At 74.9% G+C, this 15,733-nt stretch carries 16 protein-coding genes and 1 pseudogene; 12 read left to right on the top strand and 5 right to left on the bottom strand.

Translation table 11 applies throughout. The features are described 5' to 3' along the window. Entirely contained in the window at positions 1-276 is a 276-nt protein-coding gene (locus tag M2302_RS20290) for a hypothetical protein (protein ID WP_280839426.1), read from the bottom strand. A gap of 139 nt (positions 277-415) precedes the next feature. Between M2302_RS20290 and M2302_RS20285 the strand changes: the two genes are divergently transcribed. Further along, positions 416-1,336 carry a proline dehydrogenase family protein gene (locus tag M2302_RS20285; protein ID WP_280839425.1) on the top strand — a complete coding sequence of 307 codons (921 nt, stop codon included), beginning with the start codon at positions 416-418 and terminating at the stop codon, positions 1,334-1,336. Between the two features lies 1 nt (position 1,337). Here M2302_RS20285 and M2302_RS20280 read toward each other — a convergent pair whose 3' ends face one another. Next, on the bottom strand, positions 1,338-1,742 hold the full coding sequence (locus M2302_RS20280; RefSeq protein WP_280839424.1) for a VOC family protein: 405 nt from the start codon (positions 1,740-1,742) through the stop codon (positions 1,338-1,340). 81 nt (positions 1,743-1,823) lie between these two features. Here M2302_RS20280 and M2302_RS20275 point away from each other — a divergent pair, with 81 nt between their 5' ends. From M2302_RS20275 to M2302_RS20225, 11 genes and pseudogenes are all read left to right on the top strand, one after another. After that, the gene (locus M2302_RS20275) at positions 1,824-2,615 is read left to right on the top strand and encodes an alpha/beta hydrolase (protein WP_280839423.1); all 792 of its coding nucleotides are present in this window, start codon (positions 1,824-1,826) and stop codon (positions 2,613-2,615) included. Beyond that, positions 2,608-3,174, top strand: coding sequence for a TetR/AcrR family transcriptional regulator (locus tag M2302_RS20270; RefSeq protein WP_280839422.1), 567 nt, complete (start codon positions 2,608-2,610; stop codon positions 3,172-3,174). The genes M2302_RS20275 and M2302_RS20270 overlap by 8 nt, the downstream gene beginning before the upstream one ends. Next, complete coding sequence (locus M2302_RS20265) at positions 3,174-3,509, top strand: YrdB family protein (RefSeq protein ID WP_280839421.1); 336 nt, start codon at positions 3,174-3,176, stop codon at positions 3,507-3,509. Before M2302_RS20270 ends, M2302_RS20265 begins: the two co-directional genes overlap by 1 nt. A gap of 680 nt (positions 3,510-4,189) precedes the next feature. Continuing rightward, positions 4,190-5,635: a hypothetical protein gene (locus M2302_RS20260; protein WP_280839420.1), complete on the top strand. Its 1,446-nt coding sequence runs from the start codon at positions 4,190-4,192 to the stop codon at positions 5,633-5,635. A 93-nt stretch (positions 5,636-5,728) separates the two neighbouring features. Then, positions 5,729-7,105 carry an efflux RND transporter periplasmic adaptor subunit gene (locus tag M2302_RS20255; RefSeq protein ID WP_280839419.1) on the top strand — a complete coding sequence of 459 codons (1,377 nt, stop codon included), beginning with the start codon at positions 5,729-5,731 and terminating at the stop codon, positions 7,103-7,105. A 31-nt stretch (positions 7,106-7,136) separates the two neighbouring features. Continuing rightward, positions 7,137-7,973, top strand: a pseudogene (locus tag M2302_RS20250) (ABC transporter ATP-binding protein); the annotation flags it as partial. A gap of 203 nt (positions 7,974-8,176) precedes the next feature. Then, complete coding sequence (locus tag M2302_RS20245; protein WP_154941702.1) at positions 8,177-9,361, top strand: ABC transporter permease; 1,185 nt, start codon at positions 8,177-8,179, stop codon at positions 9,359-9,361. A gap of 258 nt (positions 9,362-9,619) precedes the next feature. Then, positions 9,620-9,829, top strand: coding sequence for a helix-turn-helix domain-containing protein (locus M2302_RS20240; protein WP_088960133.1), 210 nt, complete (start codon positions 9,620-9,622; stop codon positions 9,827-9,829). A gap of 219 nt (positions 9,830-10,048) precedes the next feature. Next, positions 10,049-10,150, top strand: coding sequence for an AURKAIP1/COX24 domain-containing protein (locus M2302_RS20235; RefSeq protein ID WP_007465623.1), 102 nt, complete (start codon positions 10,049-10,051; stop codon positions 10,148-10,150). A gap of 120 nt (positions 10,151-10,270) precedes the next feature. Continuing rightward, positions 10,271-11,344 carry an NAD-dependent epimerase/dehydratase family protein gene (locus tag M2302_RS20230; protein ID WP_179801989.1) on the top strand — a complete coding sequence of 358 codons (1,074 nt, stop codon included), beginning with the start codon at positions 10,271-10,273 and terminating at the stop codon, positions 11,342-11,344. 257 nt (positions 11,345-11,601) lie between these two features. Then, a complete protein-coding gene (locus M2302_RS20225; protein ID WP_280839484.1) occupies positions 11,602-12,459 on the top strand; it encodes a lysophospholipid acyltransferase family protein in 858 nt (285 codons plus the stop codon). Positions 12,460-12,576: 117 nt separating this feature from the next. Here the strand turns inward: M2302_RS20225 and M2302_RS20220 are convergent, their stop codons facing one another. The 3 genes from M2302_RS20220 to M2302_RS20210 all read right to left on the bottom strand — a co-directional run bounded on the left by M2302_RS20220 (position 12,577) and on the right by M2302_RS20210 (position 15,585). After that, positions 12,577-13,452, bottom strand: coding sequence for an HAD-IB family hydrolase (locus M2302_RS20220; protein WP_280839417.1), 876 nt, complete (start codon positions 13,450-13,452; stop codon positions 12,577-12,579). Positions 13,453-13,550: 98 nt separating this feature from the next. Next, positions 13,551-14,423: a DUF5667 domain-containing protein gene (locus M2302_RS20215; protein WP_280839416.1), complete on the bottom strand. Its 873-nt coding sequence runs from the start codon at positions 14,421-14,423 to the stop codon at positions 13,551-13,553. A gap of 232 nt (positions 14,424-14,655) precedes the next feature. Continuing rightward, positions 14,656-15,585, bottom strand: a complete 930-nt coding sequence (locus tag M2302_RS20210) for an ECF subfamily RNA polymerase sigma factor, BldN family (RefSeq protein WP_280839415.1) — start codon at positions 15,583-15,585, stop codon at positions 14,656-14,658. Positions 15,586-15,733 lie beyond the last annotated feature (148 nt).

The raw sequence follows: 15,733 nt of genomic DNA, 5'->3' as shown, positions 1-15,733 counted from the left end.
TCAGCCCCCGCAGGAGGCGAGGTGGGTGCCGAAGCCGCCGCGCTCGGGCAGGGCCGCGGCGACCGGCCGGGGCTCGGCGCCGGCGGTGCCGGTCGTGACCGCCGGTACCCGCATCGCCAGCGCGACCGTGTCCCCGCCGCCGGCCGGACCCAGGGCGCAGTCGTCATCGTCGTCGTCGGAGGTCATGTTGCAGCCGGAGAGGGCGAGCGCCAGGGCGGTGAGCGCGCCCAGCTGCACGGAGGCCGACCGGAGCCGGCGGCGGGGGTGTCCATCCACGGCATCGTTGTAGCTGATCGACGCCACTTCCGTCGCCCCCGGGCGGTGCTCGTGATGCCATTGGGACACCTGTCACGAGACTCGCGGCGGCTCGGCCGCCCCCCGACGGAGCGCCGTGCACGGGCGTTACGCTCGGCTCATGCTCCGTTCCGTCATCCTCGCCGCCTCCCGGTCAACCCAGGTCGAGCGGCTCATCGCGACGGCCCCGTTCACCCGGGACGTCGTCCGCCGGTTCGTCGCCGGCGCCGGCACCGACGACGCGTTGCGCGCGACCCGCGAACTCGTCGCCGACGGCCTCGCGGTCACCATCGACAACCTCGGCGAGGACACCGTCACTCCCGAGCAGGCCACCGCCACCCGCGACGAGTACCTCAAGCTGCTGAAGCTGCTCTCCAGCGCCGGGCTCACCCCGCCCGCCGAGGTCAGCGTGAAGCTCTCCGCCCTGGGCCAGAAGTTCGACGAGCAGCTCTCCTACGACAACGCGCGGGCCATCTGCCTGGCGGCCGACGAGGCGGGCACCACGGTCACCCTCGACATGGAGGACCACACCACCACCGACTCGACGCTGAGCGTCCTGGCCAGGCTGCGCAAGGACTTCCCGGCCACCGGCGCGGTGCTCCAGGCGTACCTGCGGCGGACCGAGTCGGACTGCCGCGAGCTGGCCGGCGCCGGGTCCCGGGTACGGCTCTGCAAGGGCGCGTACAAGGAGCCGGAGTCGGTGGCGTACCAGTCGGCCCGCGAGGTGGACAAGTCGTACGTCCGCTGCCTGAACGTGCTGATGTCCGGGGACGGCTACCCGATGCTGGCCACCCACGACCCACGCCTGATCGCCATCGGCGAGGACCGGGCCCGCTGGTTCGACCGCGGCCCGGAGCGCTTCGAGTTCCAGATGCTGTACGGCATCCGGCCGGAGGAGCAGGCCCGGCTGGTCGGCGAGGGCTACACCGTGCGGACCTACCTGCCCTACGGCGAGGACTGGTACGGCTACCTGATGCGCCGGCTCGCCGAGCGCCCCGCGAACCTGATGTTCTTCGGCCGGGCCCTGGTCTCCAAGAAGTGACTCAGGCGTTCGACCAGCCCCGGGTGCTCAGCACCAGCCGGTAGCCGTCCGGATCGGCCACCGTCACCCCCCAGCGGTCCCAGTACGGGCCGGCGGAGACTCTCGTCCCGCCGGCCCGTTCCAGTCTCGTGACCAGGTCCGCCTCGACCGGCCCGGCCAGGTAGAGCACGAACAGGTCCTCCTCCGTCGGGCGGGGCGCGACCGCCAGGTGCTCCCCGCCGACCAGCTCCAGGTGCCAGGCCGCGTCCGGCCAGCCCAGCATGACCAGGTCGTGCTCACCGGGCCCGGCGGCCTCGCCCCGGTACAGCACGCTCAGGCCGAGCCCGTCGACCCAGAAGCGCTCGGCCGCCCCGAGGTCGCGGCTCGGCCGGGCGATGCGGAGGTGCGGGCTTTCCGTCGACGTCATGCGGTGATCATCGGAGCTGTACCGGGCTTCAGGTCAAGTCCGCCGTTGACGGATCAGGCTAATGCTATTAGCTTTAAGGCTATGCATATTAGCCAGGTGGGGCGGGACGGCGGCACCATCGCGTACGAGGTGCACGGCGAGGGGCCGCTGGTGGTCCTCGCGCACGGCATGGGGGAGAACCGGCGGTCCTTTCGCCACCTGATCCCGCTGCTGGTCGCGGCCGGCTACCGGGTGGCCTCGGTGGACGTCCGCGGGCACGGCGACTCCAGCGCCCACTGGCCGTCGTACGCCCCGGCCGAGGTCGGCTCCGACCTGCTGGCCGTGGTGCGTACCCTCGGCGGCCCGGCCACCCTGGTCGGCAGCTCGTCCAGCGCGGCGGCCGTCGTCTTCGCCGCCGGGGACGCGCCCGAGCTGGTCAACGGCATCGTGCAGATCGGCGCGTTCGTCGCCCAGCCCAGGCCCAACCCGGCGATGCGGCTGGCCCAGGCGGCGGTGCTGCGCAGTCCCCGGCTGTTCGGCATGTTCCACCGGACGCTCTTTCCCTGTGGACGGCCCGCCGACGACGCCGCGTACCGCAAGGAGCTGGTCGCCGGCCTGCGCGGCCGGATGGCGGCGGTCCGCGGTGTGGTCGCGCCGGTCGCCCCGCACTGGACGGCCCGGACGGCCGACGTGCGGCAGCCGGTGCTGGTGCTGATGGGCGCGAAGGACCCCGACTTCGCCGACCCTGGGGGCGAGGCCCGGGCCGCCCGCCGCCTCTTCGTCACGGCCGAAGCCCGCATGATCGCGGACTCCGGCCACTACCCGCACGCCGACCAGCCGGCGGCCACCGCTGCCCAGCTCGTCGAGTTCCTGGCGGTGACCACGCGTGCCTAGGGCCGGGCTCACCCCGTCGACGGTGGTCCGCGAGGCGGCCCGCCTCGCCGACGAGGTCGGTTACGAGCGGCTGACCCTGGCCGCGCTCGCCGGCCGGCTCGGCGTCGCGCTGCCCAGCCTCTACAAGCACGTCAAGGGCGCCGACGCGTTGAGCCAGAAGCTGGCCGCGCTGGCCGTCGATGAACTCGCCGACGCGATGACCTCGGCCGCCGCCGGGCGCGCCGGGGCGGAGGGGCTGCGGGCGGTCGCCACCGCCTGGCGCGACTACGCCCGCCGGTACCCCGGCCGCTACCCGGCGGCGCAGCGGGTGCCCGACCCGGCCGACCCCGAGCACGTCGCCGCCGGCCGGCGGGCCCTCGACACCGTCTACGCGATCCTGCGCGGGTACGGCCTGACCGGTGATGCCGCGGTCGACGCCGCCCGCCTGTTCCGCAGCGCCGTGCACGGCTTCATCACCCTGGAGGCGGCCGGTGGCTTCGGCCTGCCCCGAGGCATCGACCGGTCCTTCGACCAGCTGGTGGCCGCGTTGGACACCGCGTACCGGGACTGGCGGTCCTGATGAGGGCCGCGCTGCTGACGATCGCCTTCCTGGTGGAGGTGGCGATGCTCGTGGCCGCCGGCTGGTGGGGCTTCACCCTCGACGCGGGCCTGGCCGTCCGGCTGCTCGCCGGGCTCGGCGCACCGCTGCTGATCGCGCTGGTCTGGGGCGTCTTCTGCTCGCCCCGGGCCCGGGTCCGGCTCGCCCCGCCGGCCAAGTACGCCGTCCAGGCGGCCTGCTTCCTCGCCGCCGGCGTGTTGCTCGCCCTCGCCGGGCACCCGTTGCTCGCGGTGGGTCTGGTCGCCCTGTGGGCCGTGGACCGGGCGCTGCTCAGCCGCGGCGGTCACCCGGCCTGACCGGCCCTGGTCGCCTGCTCGGGCCGGCGGGTAGCTCGTGGTCCTTCCTCCCGGTGGTGTCTGCTGGCGGGTCCGACCCCGGCGCCTGCCGGTCGCTGATGGTTCCGCCTGCTGTGGTGGCTGCTGGCGGGCGATCCCGGCGCTTGTCGGTGGCTCATGGTCCCGCCTGCTGTGGTGTCTGCTGGCGGGCCCGAGCCCGGCGCCTGTCGGGGTGACCCGCTGACGGCGACCGCTGGTGGTGGCTCCCGTGGGCGGCCCGTCCCCGGCACCCCACCTGCGGTGGTCGCGCCCTTTCGAGCTGATGTCGTGAACGATTCAGGCCACCCCGACGCGCGCGTGGCTGTCGTCCGGCGGCCGGCCGGGTGACGGCCCGCTCTGCCGGACGGCAGAGACGACGTCCGTCGCCACCGCCACCGGGGTCGGCGTTCCGTGAGTCGTTCACGTCATCAGCTCGACAGGCGAGTAGTCACCCCCTTCCGACGCCACCCCGGTCACCGTCCGTGCAGGCCACCGTCCTGTGGCGGAAGGTTCGAACGGCTCGTGCCCCGGCGCCACAACGCCCGGCTGAACGACACCGGGTAGGCCCAGCCGGCGAGTACCGCGTGTGCACGCCCGCCGGCGTGCTGCCGACGCGCGGGTGGCTCTGGCCGGATCGCCCCGATTGGTCGTACCCTTCGCCGGTGACCGACGGGCATGACGAGCCGCGCCTCACCGACGGGGTGGACGAGTCGCGCCCGACCGATGGGATGGACGAGCCGCGCGCGGCCGATGGCGACGGGCCGCGCCCGGCTGACGGGGTCGACGAGCCGCGCCCGGCCGATGGAGTGGACGAGCCGCGCCCGACCGACGGGCTGGACGAGCCACGCTCACGCCGCCGCTGGCCGCTCTGGACCGCGATCGCCGTGGTGCTGGCGCTGGTGGGCTGCGGCGTGCCGGCGGCGCTGCTGGCCGGCCTGGTCGACCGCACCGCCGAGCGCGCCACGGTGGACCGCCCCGCCACCCGCACGCCCGATCCGGCCACGGCGGCCGCCCGCCGGGTGGGCGACCAACTCTCCGCCCAGCTCGCCCGGCAGGCCAACGCCCTGCTCGGCGGGGACCGGCGCGGTTTCCTCGCCGTCGCGGACCCCGCCGCCCGCGCCGATCTGGGCCGCCGCTTCGCCGCACTGCGCGCGCTCCGGGTGACGGTGTGGCGGGCCGAGCCGTCCGGGCTGCCGACCCACGTCGCTGGGCAGGCGGGGCAGTGGCGGCAACTGGTGACCTTCCGGTACTGCTTCCTCGTGCCGGACTGCGCGCCCAGCCCGGTCCTGATCGGCACCCGCTGGCGGGAGACCGGCGGCGCACCGCTGCTGGTCGCCGTGGAGGAGTCCCGTTCCGCGCAGGCCGGGGTCCGACCCTGGGAGGTCAGCGACCTGGTCGTCGCGGTCGGCCCGCGCACCATGGTGGCCACCACCCCGGCGCTGCGCGGGAAGCTGCCCGGCCTGCTCGCCGAGGCCGAGTCCGCGGCGGCGGTCGCCGACCGGTACGCGGTCGCCGGCCCACCGCCGGACCGTTACCGGATCTTCTACGCCGGCGGCGCCGAGTGGCGACGCTGGTACGGCGGCGGCCGCCCGAAGTGGACCGCCGGGTACGCGGTCACCGTCGGCGGCGGCCACCACGAGGTGGTGCTCAACGCCGACGGGCTGACCGCCACCGCCACCGGTGAGCTGCTGCGGCACGAGCTGACCCACGCCGCCTCGCTGCCCGCGCGGGGCTACCCGGGCAAGCAGACCTGGTGGCTGGTGGAGGGGCTGGCCGAGTACGCCGGTGCCGACGGGGCACCGGTGAGCCGCTACGAGGGGCTGGACGAGGCCGGGCAGCTCGTCGCCGGCGGGTGGAACGGCCGGCTGGACGCCCTGACCCCGGCCGACGCCGCCCCGGCCGACCGGGTCGGCGGCAGCTACGGCGTCGGCTACCTGGCCGTCCGCCACCTCGTCGACCGGTACGGCGAGCAGCAGGTGCTCGACTTCTTCCGGGCCGTGGTGCACGACCGGCGGTCGCTGGACGACGCGTCCGAGCAGGTGCTCGGCGACCCGTGGACGGCCCTGCACGACGAGTGCGTTGCCTACGTCCGGGCGACCGTCCGTTGACAGCGGACGGACTCGTCGCCGAGTTGACGCGGTCCGCCCGGTAGGCCGATCGCGCCGCTCGGTGTCGTATCGACGCCGGGCTAAGGTTGGCCCGTGCGCCGCCCCGATTCGCCGCGGCCCCCCGTAGCCACGCGGCCCCGCCTGCTCACCGCCCTGCTCGCCGTCGTCGTCCTCACCGGCACCACCGCCGCCTCCTGCGGAGACGACGATTCCACCGTCGCGCTGGCCCCGGCCGGCCGGGCCGCCGTCGCCGAGGTGATCGACGCTCCGGCCACCGTGACCGCCCGCGCCGCGGCCACCCTCACCGCACCCGCCGACGGCACCGTCAGCAGCCTGCGCGTCCAGCCCGGCCAGCGGGTCAGGCGCGGTCAGGTGCTCGCCGTGATCAGTTCCCCGTCCGCCCAGGAGCGCCTCCGGCAGGCCCGCGACGCCCTCCGGGCCGCCGAACGGGCCGGCCGGGGCGTCGGCGTGAGCGACCTGGGCACCCGCCGTCGCGGCACCGACAAGGCCGCCGACGAGGCGTTCGACGCCGCTCGGGACGCCGCCGGGAAGATCGCCGACCAGAAGGTACGGGACGCGCTGCTCGCCCAGGTGACCGCCGCCCAGCAGCAGTACGCCGCCGCGGCGCGCACCGCCGACCAGGCCGTCCGCTCGGTGCAGCGGGGGGTAGCCGGTCTCAACTCGGCGGTCGGCGCGCTGTCGGCCGCGCAACGGCTCCAGGCCCGGCAGGCGTACGACCTGGCGAAGGCGACCGTCGACGCGCTGACCCTGCGCGCCCCGATCGGGGGAGTCGTGCAGCCCGGCGGTACCCCCGCCGGCGGCGCCGACCTGTCCGCCCTGCTCGGCGGCGGGCAGGTGCCCGCCGGGATCGACCCGTCGGCGCTCACCCCGTCCCGCGCCGGGCCGCCGCCGGGCGTGGACGACGCGGTGGTCGCCGGCGGCCGGGTCACCGCCGGCACGCCCGTACTGACCATCGTGGACACCGGCGCGCTCGGCCTGCTCGCCGAGGTCGACGAGACCGACGTGCTGCTGGTCCGCCCCGGCCTGGTCGCCGACGTCGAACTGGACGCGGTCACCGGCGCCAGCTACGCCGCCACGGTCCGCTCGGTCGACGTGCTGCCCACCAGCTCCGCCCGGGGCGGCGTCACCTACCGGGTGCGGCTCTCGCTCGGCGCGGGCCGGCTCGGCGAGGGCGAGGCCGCACCGGCGCCCCGCCCCGGCATGAACGCCGTGGTGCACCTGCGGGTACGCGAGGCCGCCGACGCGGTCACCGTTCCCGCCTCGGCGGTCTTCTCCGCCGACGGCCGGGATGTCGTCTGGCTGGTCCGCGACGGCCGGGCGGACCGGGCGCCGGTGACGGTGGGCGTGCAGGGGCAGGACCTGGTGCAGATCCTCGACGGGGTGCAGGCCGGCGACCGGGTCGTGGTGCGCGGCACCGACCAGGTCCAGGACGGCCAGGAAGTCCGGTGAGCGCGTGGAGGGGGCCGACGAGGGAATGGCCGTGAGCGGTCCGGCGGCGATCGAGGCGGTGGATGTCTCCCGGACGTACCAGCTCGACGGCGTCTCCGTGCCGGCGCTGCGCGGCGTCTCGCTGACCGTGGCGCCGGGGGACTACGTGGCCGTGGTCGGGCCGTCCGGCTCCGGCAAGTCGACCCTGATGCACCTGCTCGGCGGGCTGGACCAGCCCACCGGCGGTCGGCTGGTGATCGGCGGTCGGGACGTCGGCGCCCTCTCCGCGCCGGAGCTGGCGGCGCTGCGCAACGAGACCATCGGCTTCGTCTTCCAGGCGTTCCACCTGCTGCCGCGGACGTCGGCGGTGGACAACGTGGCGCTGCCGCTGGTCTACCGCGGCGTCGGGGCCCGGCAGCGGCGCGAGCGGGCGGCCGCGATGCTCGGCCGGGTCGGCCTGGGGCACCGACTGGACCACCGCCCCAACCAGCTTTCGGGTGGCGAGCAGCAGCGGGTGGCGATCGCCCGGGCGTTGGTCACCGACCCGACGGTGCTGCTCGCCGACGAGCCGACCGGCAACCTGGACACGGTGACCGGCCAGGCGGTGCTGGCCCTGCTGGAGCAGCTCAACGCCGAGTCCGGAGTGGCGCTGGTGATGGTGACCCACGACAACGAGGTGGCGGCCCGGGCCCGGCGGCGGATCGCGATGCGCGACGGGGTGGTGGTGTCGGACAGCGCCTCGACCGTTCATGATCGACCGGCGTCCGGGCCCGTGGCGGCACCTGACACACTGGTGACCGCTCCCAGCGCGGAGCCCCGGTCCGCGTCCGGAAGCGGCCCGGGGCGCCCGTCCGGTGGCTCCGGTGGCGCCACCGGAGCCACCGGACGCCTTCCGCGCGATCCGGCGGCCGACCGGCGTATCCCCGAGGTGGCCGGACCGGGATCCGAGGTGGACGCCGCCGACCGGCCAGGACCGGACGCGGACCCTGCGGCCGGACCGCGACCCGGCGCGGACACCGCGACCCGGGGGACCTCCCGAGTGGACGCGGCCGGGACGGACCGGGCGGGCGACGAGCGGGCCGGTGGGGCGTCGTGAGGCTCGCCGAGGCGTGGCGGGTGGCGCTGGACGCGCTGCGGGCCAACCGGATGCGCAGCGCGCTGACCATGCTCGGCGTGATCATCGGGGTGGCGTCCGTGGTGCTGCTGGTCGCCATCGGCACCGGTACGAAGCAGAAGGTCGAACAGCAGGTCGAGGGGCTCGGCTCCAACCTGCTGCTGGTGGTACCCGGCCGGATCGACGTGGGCACCGCGCCGGTGGTCTCGCCGCTGACCCTCGCCGACGTCGACGCGGTCTCCCGGGTGGTCGGCGATCCGAGCCGGGTCGCGGTCACCATCGCCTCCGGCGCGACGGCCCGGGCCGGCAACCGCTCCGACTTCACGACTGTGCAGGGAGTGCTGGAGACCACCCCGACGGTCTTCACCCGCTCGCTGGCCCGGGGCCGCTACCTGACCGGCGCCGACGTGGACACCAGCCGCCGGGTGGCGGTGCTCGGCGACTCGGTGGCCCGCGCGCTCTTTCCCGACCGGGATCCGCTCGGCCAGCAGGTCGCGCTCGCCGGCGTCCGGTTCCGGGTGATCGGGGTGTTCGCGCCGCTCGGGCAGAGCCTCGGCGTCGACCGGGACGACGAGGTGCACGTGCCGGTCACCGCGGCCCAGCGACTCTGGGGCACCCAGCGGGTGGACGGCATCGCGGTCAAGGCCCCGGACCGGGAGCGGATCGGCGAGCTGGGCGACCGGATCGTCGCCGAGTTGTCCCGCCGGCACCCGGACACCGAGTTCAGCGCGGTCACCCAGCAGCAGATCCTCGGCGTGCTCGGCGACATCCTCGGGGTGCTCACCGGCGTGCTCGCCGCCATCGCCGGCATCTCGCTGCTCGTCGGCGGGGTGGGCGTCTCCAACATCATGCTGGTCTCGGTGCGCGAACGGACCCGGGAGATCGGCCTGCGCAAGGCCGTCGGCGCGCGCCCCCGCGACATCGGGGTGCAGTTCCTGCTGGAGGCGGTGCTGCTCACCGCGATCGGCGGGCTCACCGGGATGGCGCTCGGCGTGGGCACCGCGCTGCTGGTGGACGCCTTGTCGCCGATCCCGGCCGCGATCACCTGGTGGTCGCTGGCGCTGGCGTTCGGGGTGTCGGCGGCGGTGGGCATCGTCTTCGGGGTGGTGCCGGCGCAGCGAGCCGGCCGGCTCGACCCGGTGGTCGCGCTGCGCGCCGAATGAGCCCGCCCGCGTCGCCGGCGCGGGCCTCGCGGGACCGGTGCCCGCCACCGGTCCCGGGAACGGGACGCTGGGCGCAGGCGGGGGCGAAACGGCAGGTCACGGTCGGGTGAACGACGGTCGGCGCATGATCAGTTGTACGAAGGGATCGCGCCGGTCACAGCGGCCCCGCTACCGTACTGGTAACACGCGCGTTGCCGGCCCGGACGGAAGCTCCGGTCGCTCGGTACGCGCCGGGCATGGGATTGGGTCGGGTGAGCCATGGCCGGGTCGCAGTCCGACGGTCGGCTGTCGGATGTCAAGTTCCTCACCGTCGCCGAGGTGGCGTCGGTCATGCGGGTGTCCAAGATGACGGTCTACCGCCTGGTGCACAGCGGTGAACTCACCGCGGTCCGGGTCGGCCGGTCGTTCCGGGTGCCGGAGCACGCGGTGCACGACTATCTCCGGGGCGCGTTTCAGGAAACCGCCTGACCCGTCGCCGGGCGGTGCGCCGACTGCGACGTAACGGGCATCGACGGGGGCGCGTTGGTCCTGCTGACGCACTCCGGCTACCCTGGAGCCGATCGTGACCCTCGCCGGTGAGCCCCGACGCCACCAGGCTGGTCCGGTCCGTTGTCCGAACGCGGTCACCGGCGCCACCGACGTGGCGCCGCTCGTCCGCCCCGCACGTTTGCATTGAAAGGCTGTCGTATGGGCTCGGTGGTCAAGAAGCGCCGCAAGCGCATGGCTAAGAAGAAGCACCGCAAGCTGCTGCGCAAGACCCGCGTCCAGCGTCGCCGTCTCGGTAAGTGACCGGGGCCGGGCCACGGCCCGGCTTCCGGCACCACTTGCCAACTGTCGACCCTCGGAGGCTCAGGTGATCAGGCCGCGGACGTCCCGGCTCGGTCCCGTCTGCCGGTCAGGGCGTACGAGATGACCCCCGGTGGCACCTCAGGTGCTCCGGGGGTCGTCGTCGTGACCGGGGTCGGCCGCTATCTCGGCGCGCACGTCGCCGCCCGGCTCGCCGCCGACCCGCGCATCGAGCGGGTGATCGGCGTCGACCCGGCCACCCCCGGCCCCGAGTTCACCGACCTGCTCGACCGGGTCGAGCGGGTCCGGCTCGACCTCGGCTCGCTCGGCGGGCTCCTCGTCGACCTCGACGTCGACGCCGTGGTGCACCTCGCCCTGGTCAGCTCGCCCGACCCGCAGCACGGCGGCCGGGCGGCGATGAAGGAGCAGAACGTCATCGGCACCATGCAGCTGCTCGCCGCCTGCCAGCGGGCGCCGCGGCTGCGCAAGCTGGTGGTCCGCTCCTCCACGGCCGCGTACGGCGCGTCCTTCCGCGACCCGGCGGTCTTCACCGAGGAGACCGAGCCGCGCGAGGTGCCGCGCGGCGGTTTCGGCCGCGACATCCTCGACATCGAGGGGTATGTCCGCGGCTTCCGCCGCCGCCGTCCCGACGTGACCGCGACCGTGCTGCGCTTCGCGCCGTTCATCGGCTCCACCGCCGACACCACGCTCACCCGCTACTTCTCCCAGCCGGTGGTGCCCACCGTCTTCGGGCGCGACCCGCGGTTGCAGTTCGTGCACTTCGACGACGCCCTGGAGGTGCTGCACCGGTCCATCGCCGAGGAGCACCCGGGCACCTACAACGTCGCCGGGCCGGGGGTGCTCTCGCTCTCCCAGGCGATCCGCCGGGCCGGTCGGGTCGCCGTGCCGGTCCTGGAGCCGGGCCTGTCCGGGGCCGCCGCGCTCGCCCGCAACCTCGGCTTCGGCCGCTACGGCCTCGACCAGGTCGACCTCTTCGTGCACGGCCGGGTGGTCGACACCAGCCGGCTGGAGCGGGAGTACGGCTTCACCCCGCGCTCCACCGCCGCCGCGTTCGACGACTTCATCCGGGCCCACCACGGCGGCGTGGTGCTCACCCGGGACAGCCTGGCCACTGCCGAACAACTGGTGCTGGAGAGCATCCGCCAGGTCCGGTCGGCCGTCCGGGAGCGCTCGTGAGCCGGTCCGAGGAGCGGCCCGACGGCCGGTACGACGTACCGCTGACCGTGGCCGGGCCGGACGTTCAGCCGGCGCGAAGCAACGGGCACCGGCGCACCACGGCCGCCGCCGCCCCGGAGCCGGCGGCCCTGGCCGAGCCGGACACCTCCGCCACCGACGAGCCAATCCCGTCCGCCCGGGCGGGCGCGACCTCGTCCACCGGCAACGAGCCGGACACCGGGACCGACGAGTCGGCGGACCCGCCGGGCGGGGCGGCGGTGCCGGACCGGCCGGGGGACCACTGGGACCGCAAGGTCGCCGCCGGCCTGGCCTTCCTGCGCCGACGGCTCTCCGGCGAGTACGAGGTCGACGAGTTCGGCTTCGACCCGGACCTGACCGACTCGGTCTTCCACCCGCTGCTGCGCCTGCTCTACCGGGACTGGTTCCGCACCGAGGTCACCGGCCTGGAGAACGTGCCCGTCGACGGGGCGGGCCTGGTCGTCGGCAACCACTCCGGCACGGTGGCCCTGGACGCGCTGATCCTCGCCACCGCCCTGCACGATCAGCACCCGGCGCGCCGCTACCTGCGGCTGCTCGGCGCCGACCTGGTGTTCCGGATGCCGGTGGTCTCCGAGATCGCCCGCAAGACCGGCGGTACGGTCGCCTGCAACCCGGACGCGGAGCGGCTGCTCGGCAACGGTGAACTGGTCGGCGTCTTCCCCGAGGGCTTCAAGGGCATCGGCAAGCTCTACGCCGACCGTTACAAGCTGCAACGCTTCGGTCGGGGCGGTTTCGTCTCGGCGGCGCTGCGTACCGGCACCCCGATCGTGCCGGTCGCCATCGTCGGCGGCGAGGAGATCTATCCGATGCTCGCCGACATCAAGCCGCTCGCCCGGCTGCTGAAGCTCCCGTACTTCCCGGTCACGCCGACGTTCCCGTGGCTCGGGCCGCTGGGCATGGTGCCGCTGCCCAGCAAGTGGCTGATCGAGTTCTGCCCGCCGATCCCGACGGCGCACCTCACCGACTCCGCCGACGATCCGCTGGTCGTGTTCAACCTCGCCGACCAGGTCCGCGAAACGATCCAGCAGACCCTGCACAAGCTCCTGGAACGCCGCCCCGACCCCTTCGGCCCCTGACCCACCCCGGCCGGGGCCGTCGCGCCCCCTGCCGAGACGCACCTACCGAGAAAGCGTGGCTATTCCTCCGCGAATAGCCACGCTTTCTCGGTAAGAGCGGGCGGTTCGTCGTGGGGGTCAGGGGGTGCGGCGGCGGCGGTGCAGGGCCAGGCCGGCGCTGACCGCGCCGGCGAGCAGGCCGGCGGCGGCGGTGGACGGTACGGCGATCTTGACCGCTCGCCGCCCGGTGCGGAAGTCCCGCACCTCCCAGCCCCGCTCGCGGGCCTGCCGCAGCAGCGTCCCGTCCGGGTTGATCGCGACCGCCCGTCCGACGGCGGTGAGCATCGGCAGGTCGTTGGCCGAGTCGCTGTAGGCGGCGCAGCGTGTCAGGTCCAGCCCCTCGACCGCGGCGAGCTGGGCGACCGCCTCCGCCTTGGCCGGCCCGTGCATCAGGTCGCCGACCAGCCGCCCCGTGTACGCGCCGTCGACCACCTCGGCGACCGTGCCGACCGCACCGGTCAGGCCGAGCCGGGTGGCGATCACCCGGCCGATCTCCACCGGGGCGGCACTGACCAGCCAGACCCGCTCGCCGGCGTCGAGGTGCCGCTGCGCGAGCCGGCGGGTACCGGCCCAGATGCGCGGGGCCATCAGCTCGTCGAAGATCTCCTCGGCGAGGCGCTCGATCTCGTCCACCCGCCAGCCCTCGATGAAGGCCAGGGCGGCCTCCTTGGCCTGCGACATGTCGACGGCGTTCTCGGTGGCCAGCAGCCGGAACCGGGCCTGCTGCCAGGCGAACCGGGCCAGGACGCCGGTGGTGAAGTACTTGCGGGCGGCCAGCCCACGGGCGAACCAGTAGATCGAGGCGCCCTGCATCATCGTGTTGTCCACGTCGAAGAAGGCCGCGGCGGTGGGGTCCGGCTCAGCGGGGACGGGCCGGTCGAGCTCGGCGTCGGCCCAGCCGGCGGTGTGTCCGTGGACGTCGGTGCTGACCGTGACCTTGCGGGTGCGGGCCATCCGACCTCCCTCCGTACGACGACCGCTGCACCCCTGAGGGTAGTCGGGGGTCGGTTACGGGCGGCCGCCCGAAGGTGCAACTGTGGCGTGAACGGCTCTCAGCGGTCGCTCGGGCAGGTCGCCGGGGCGGGGCCGAGCGCGTCGCTGCCGACCGGCGCGGGCAGGCCGCAGGCGATGGCGGCGCGCAGCGCGTCGGAGCGCTTGCGGATGGCGTCCAGCAGGGCCAGCGAACGGCGGGTCCGGTCCCGCTCGGCGCGGCTGGCCCCGTCGAGCAGCCCACCGACCGCCTTGCGCTGCCCGGTCACGAAGGTGTTCACCGCATCCAGCCCGGCCGGGTCGGAGCGGTGGGCGGCGGTGGTGGTGAGCAGCCGTACGCCCTGGCGGGTGTCGGCGTCCATGTCGTCCAGCACCGCGCTGAACCCGGCCAGGTCGCCGCGGAGCATGCCGGCCTCGTCCAGCCGGGTACGGGCGAAGTCGAGGAAGAGCTGGCCCCGGCTGAGGTCGGAGCTGGTCAGGGCGAGCTGGGCCCGTTCGGTGGAGCGCTTCATGCCGTACAGCGCGTCGCCGGGGACCGCGTCCTCGCTGGCGGCGGAGATGCCCGACACGGCGACGGCGCCGGCGGCGATGCCGACCAGGATGGCGCCCCGGGCGCGGATCTGGCGGGCGGTCACCGCGCCCAGCAGCGAGCCACGCGACGTCGCCTCGGTCGTGCGGGCGGGTGTGGTCGCGGTCGCCGCGCCCATGCCCTCCCGCTCCGCGGTCGCCACCAGCATGGCCCGGAGGCCGGCGCGGAACTCCGCGTCGACCTCGACGTCCGGCCGCGCGGCGACGAGTCGCTGACCGACCGCCACCAGGGCGGTGAGCCGGTCGTCGGCACGGGACCGGACATGGTGACGCCGGCCGCCGTTCGCCTCGTCGAGAAGCTGGGCGAAACGTGCGGCCCGACGACGGGAGAAGAGGTCACTGTCCACCGCAGGCACCCCCTCTCGCTGGTCACGGCCGCCTCGGCCGCGTTGGTTCCCAGCGACCGGCGGCGGCGTACACCGACGGACGAAGGTGTTGGCCGGCCGCGCTGCTCCGGACCGGGTGGTCCGGGGGCGCCGGGGCAACCACCGGTCGCACCCGGAGAAACGGTCCGCGACGGGCACGGGTTACGGGCCGGCCGCTGCCGAAATCACGAAGAGTGATCGTCGTCGCAGGGGCTCAGGGCTGGAAACCGTCCGGGAGCAGGCGGGCCAGGGCGCGGACGGCGCGATATTGCAGTGCCTTGATCGCGCCCTCGTTCTTGCCCATCGCGCGGGCCGTCTCGGCAACTGAGAAACCCTGGAGGAAGCGGAGCACGATGCACTCCTGCTGCTCCGGGTTGAGCTGCTTGACGGCGGTGAGCAGCGCGACGTTGGTGATGTGCTCGACCACCGCCGCCTCGGGGCTGCCCTCCGGGCCCCGGTCCTCCCGGTCGGCGTCGAGCACGTCGCCGGTGGTGACCTCCAGCCGGTAGCGGCCGGACTTGAAGTGGTCCGCCACCAGGTTGCGGGCGATGGTGACCAGCCAGGCGCCGAGGTCGCGGCCCTGCCAGGTGAAGCTGCCGATCCGCTTGAGGGCCCGCAGGAAGGTGTCCGAGGTGAGGTCCTCGGCCAGTTGGCGGTTGCCGACCCGGAAGTAGACGAAGCGGAAGACGGTGTCGACGTACCGGTCGTAGATCAGGCCGAACGCCTCGGCCTCGCCGGCCTGCGCGCGCTCCACCAGCGCCCAGACCTCGGTGGCCGGGTCGGACGGGTCGGGCCGGCTGGGGAAGCCGGTCGCCGTCGTGGCCGCCGGCACCGCGGGCAGCACGGCGGTGTCGGCGGCGGGCACGGCCGGCAGCACGGCGGTCTCGGCGCCGGACGGGTCGGTCACCGCCGGCGGCTCGCCGACCCGCCGGCTCTGCGCCGGCATGGTCGGGCGGGCCGGCGACGCGACCCGGCCGTTGGCCGGTTTCGCGTTCCCACCGGGTACGGCGGGCCGGGCCGGGGCCTCGTTGTGCCGGTTGCGCCGATCGGAGCCGTGCCCCGGATCCAGCCGCTCGTTGGGCGACGTCCGGGGTGTCGGGCCGGTCAGGCCGGCGGGCCGCTCCGCATAGCCGAAGGTGGTCACCGCGCCTCCCCGGTCCGCGCGCCGGCCGGCCGGGCGGTGCGGCGACGGGTCGCCGCAGCGCCCGGTCCGCCCCGGGCGGGCAGGGTCGCACAGGGGTGTGCCGACGTGCGGCAGATCCCCCTGAGGTGCTGGTCCAATGCGCTCACAG

It is taken from the genome of Micromonospora sp. A200 (assembly GCF_029893845.1).
GTDB lineage: Bacteria > Actinomycetota > Actinomycetes > Mycobacteriales > Micromonosporaceae > Micromonospora > Micromonospora purpureochromogenes.
This window is presented reverse-complemented; position numbering and strand designations above follow the sequence as displayed.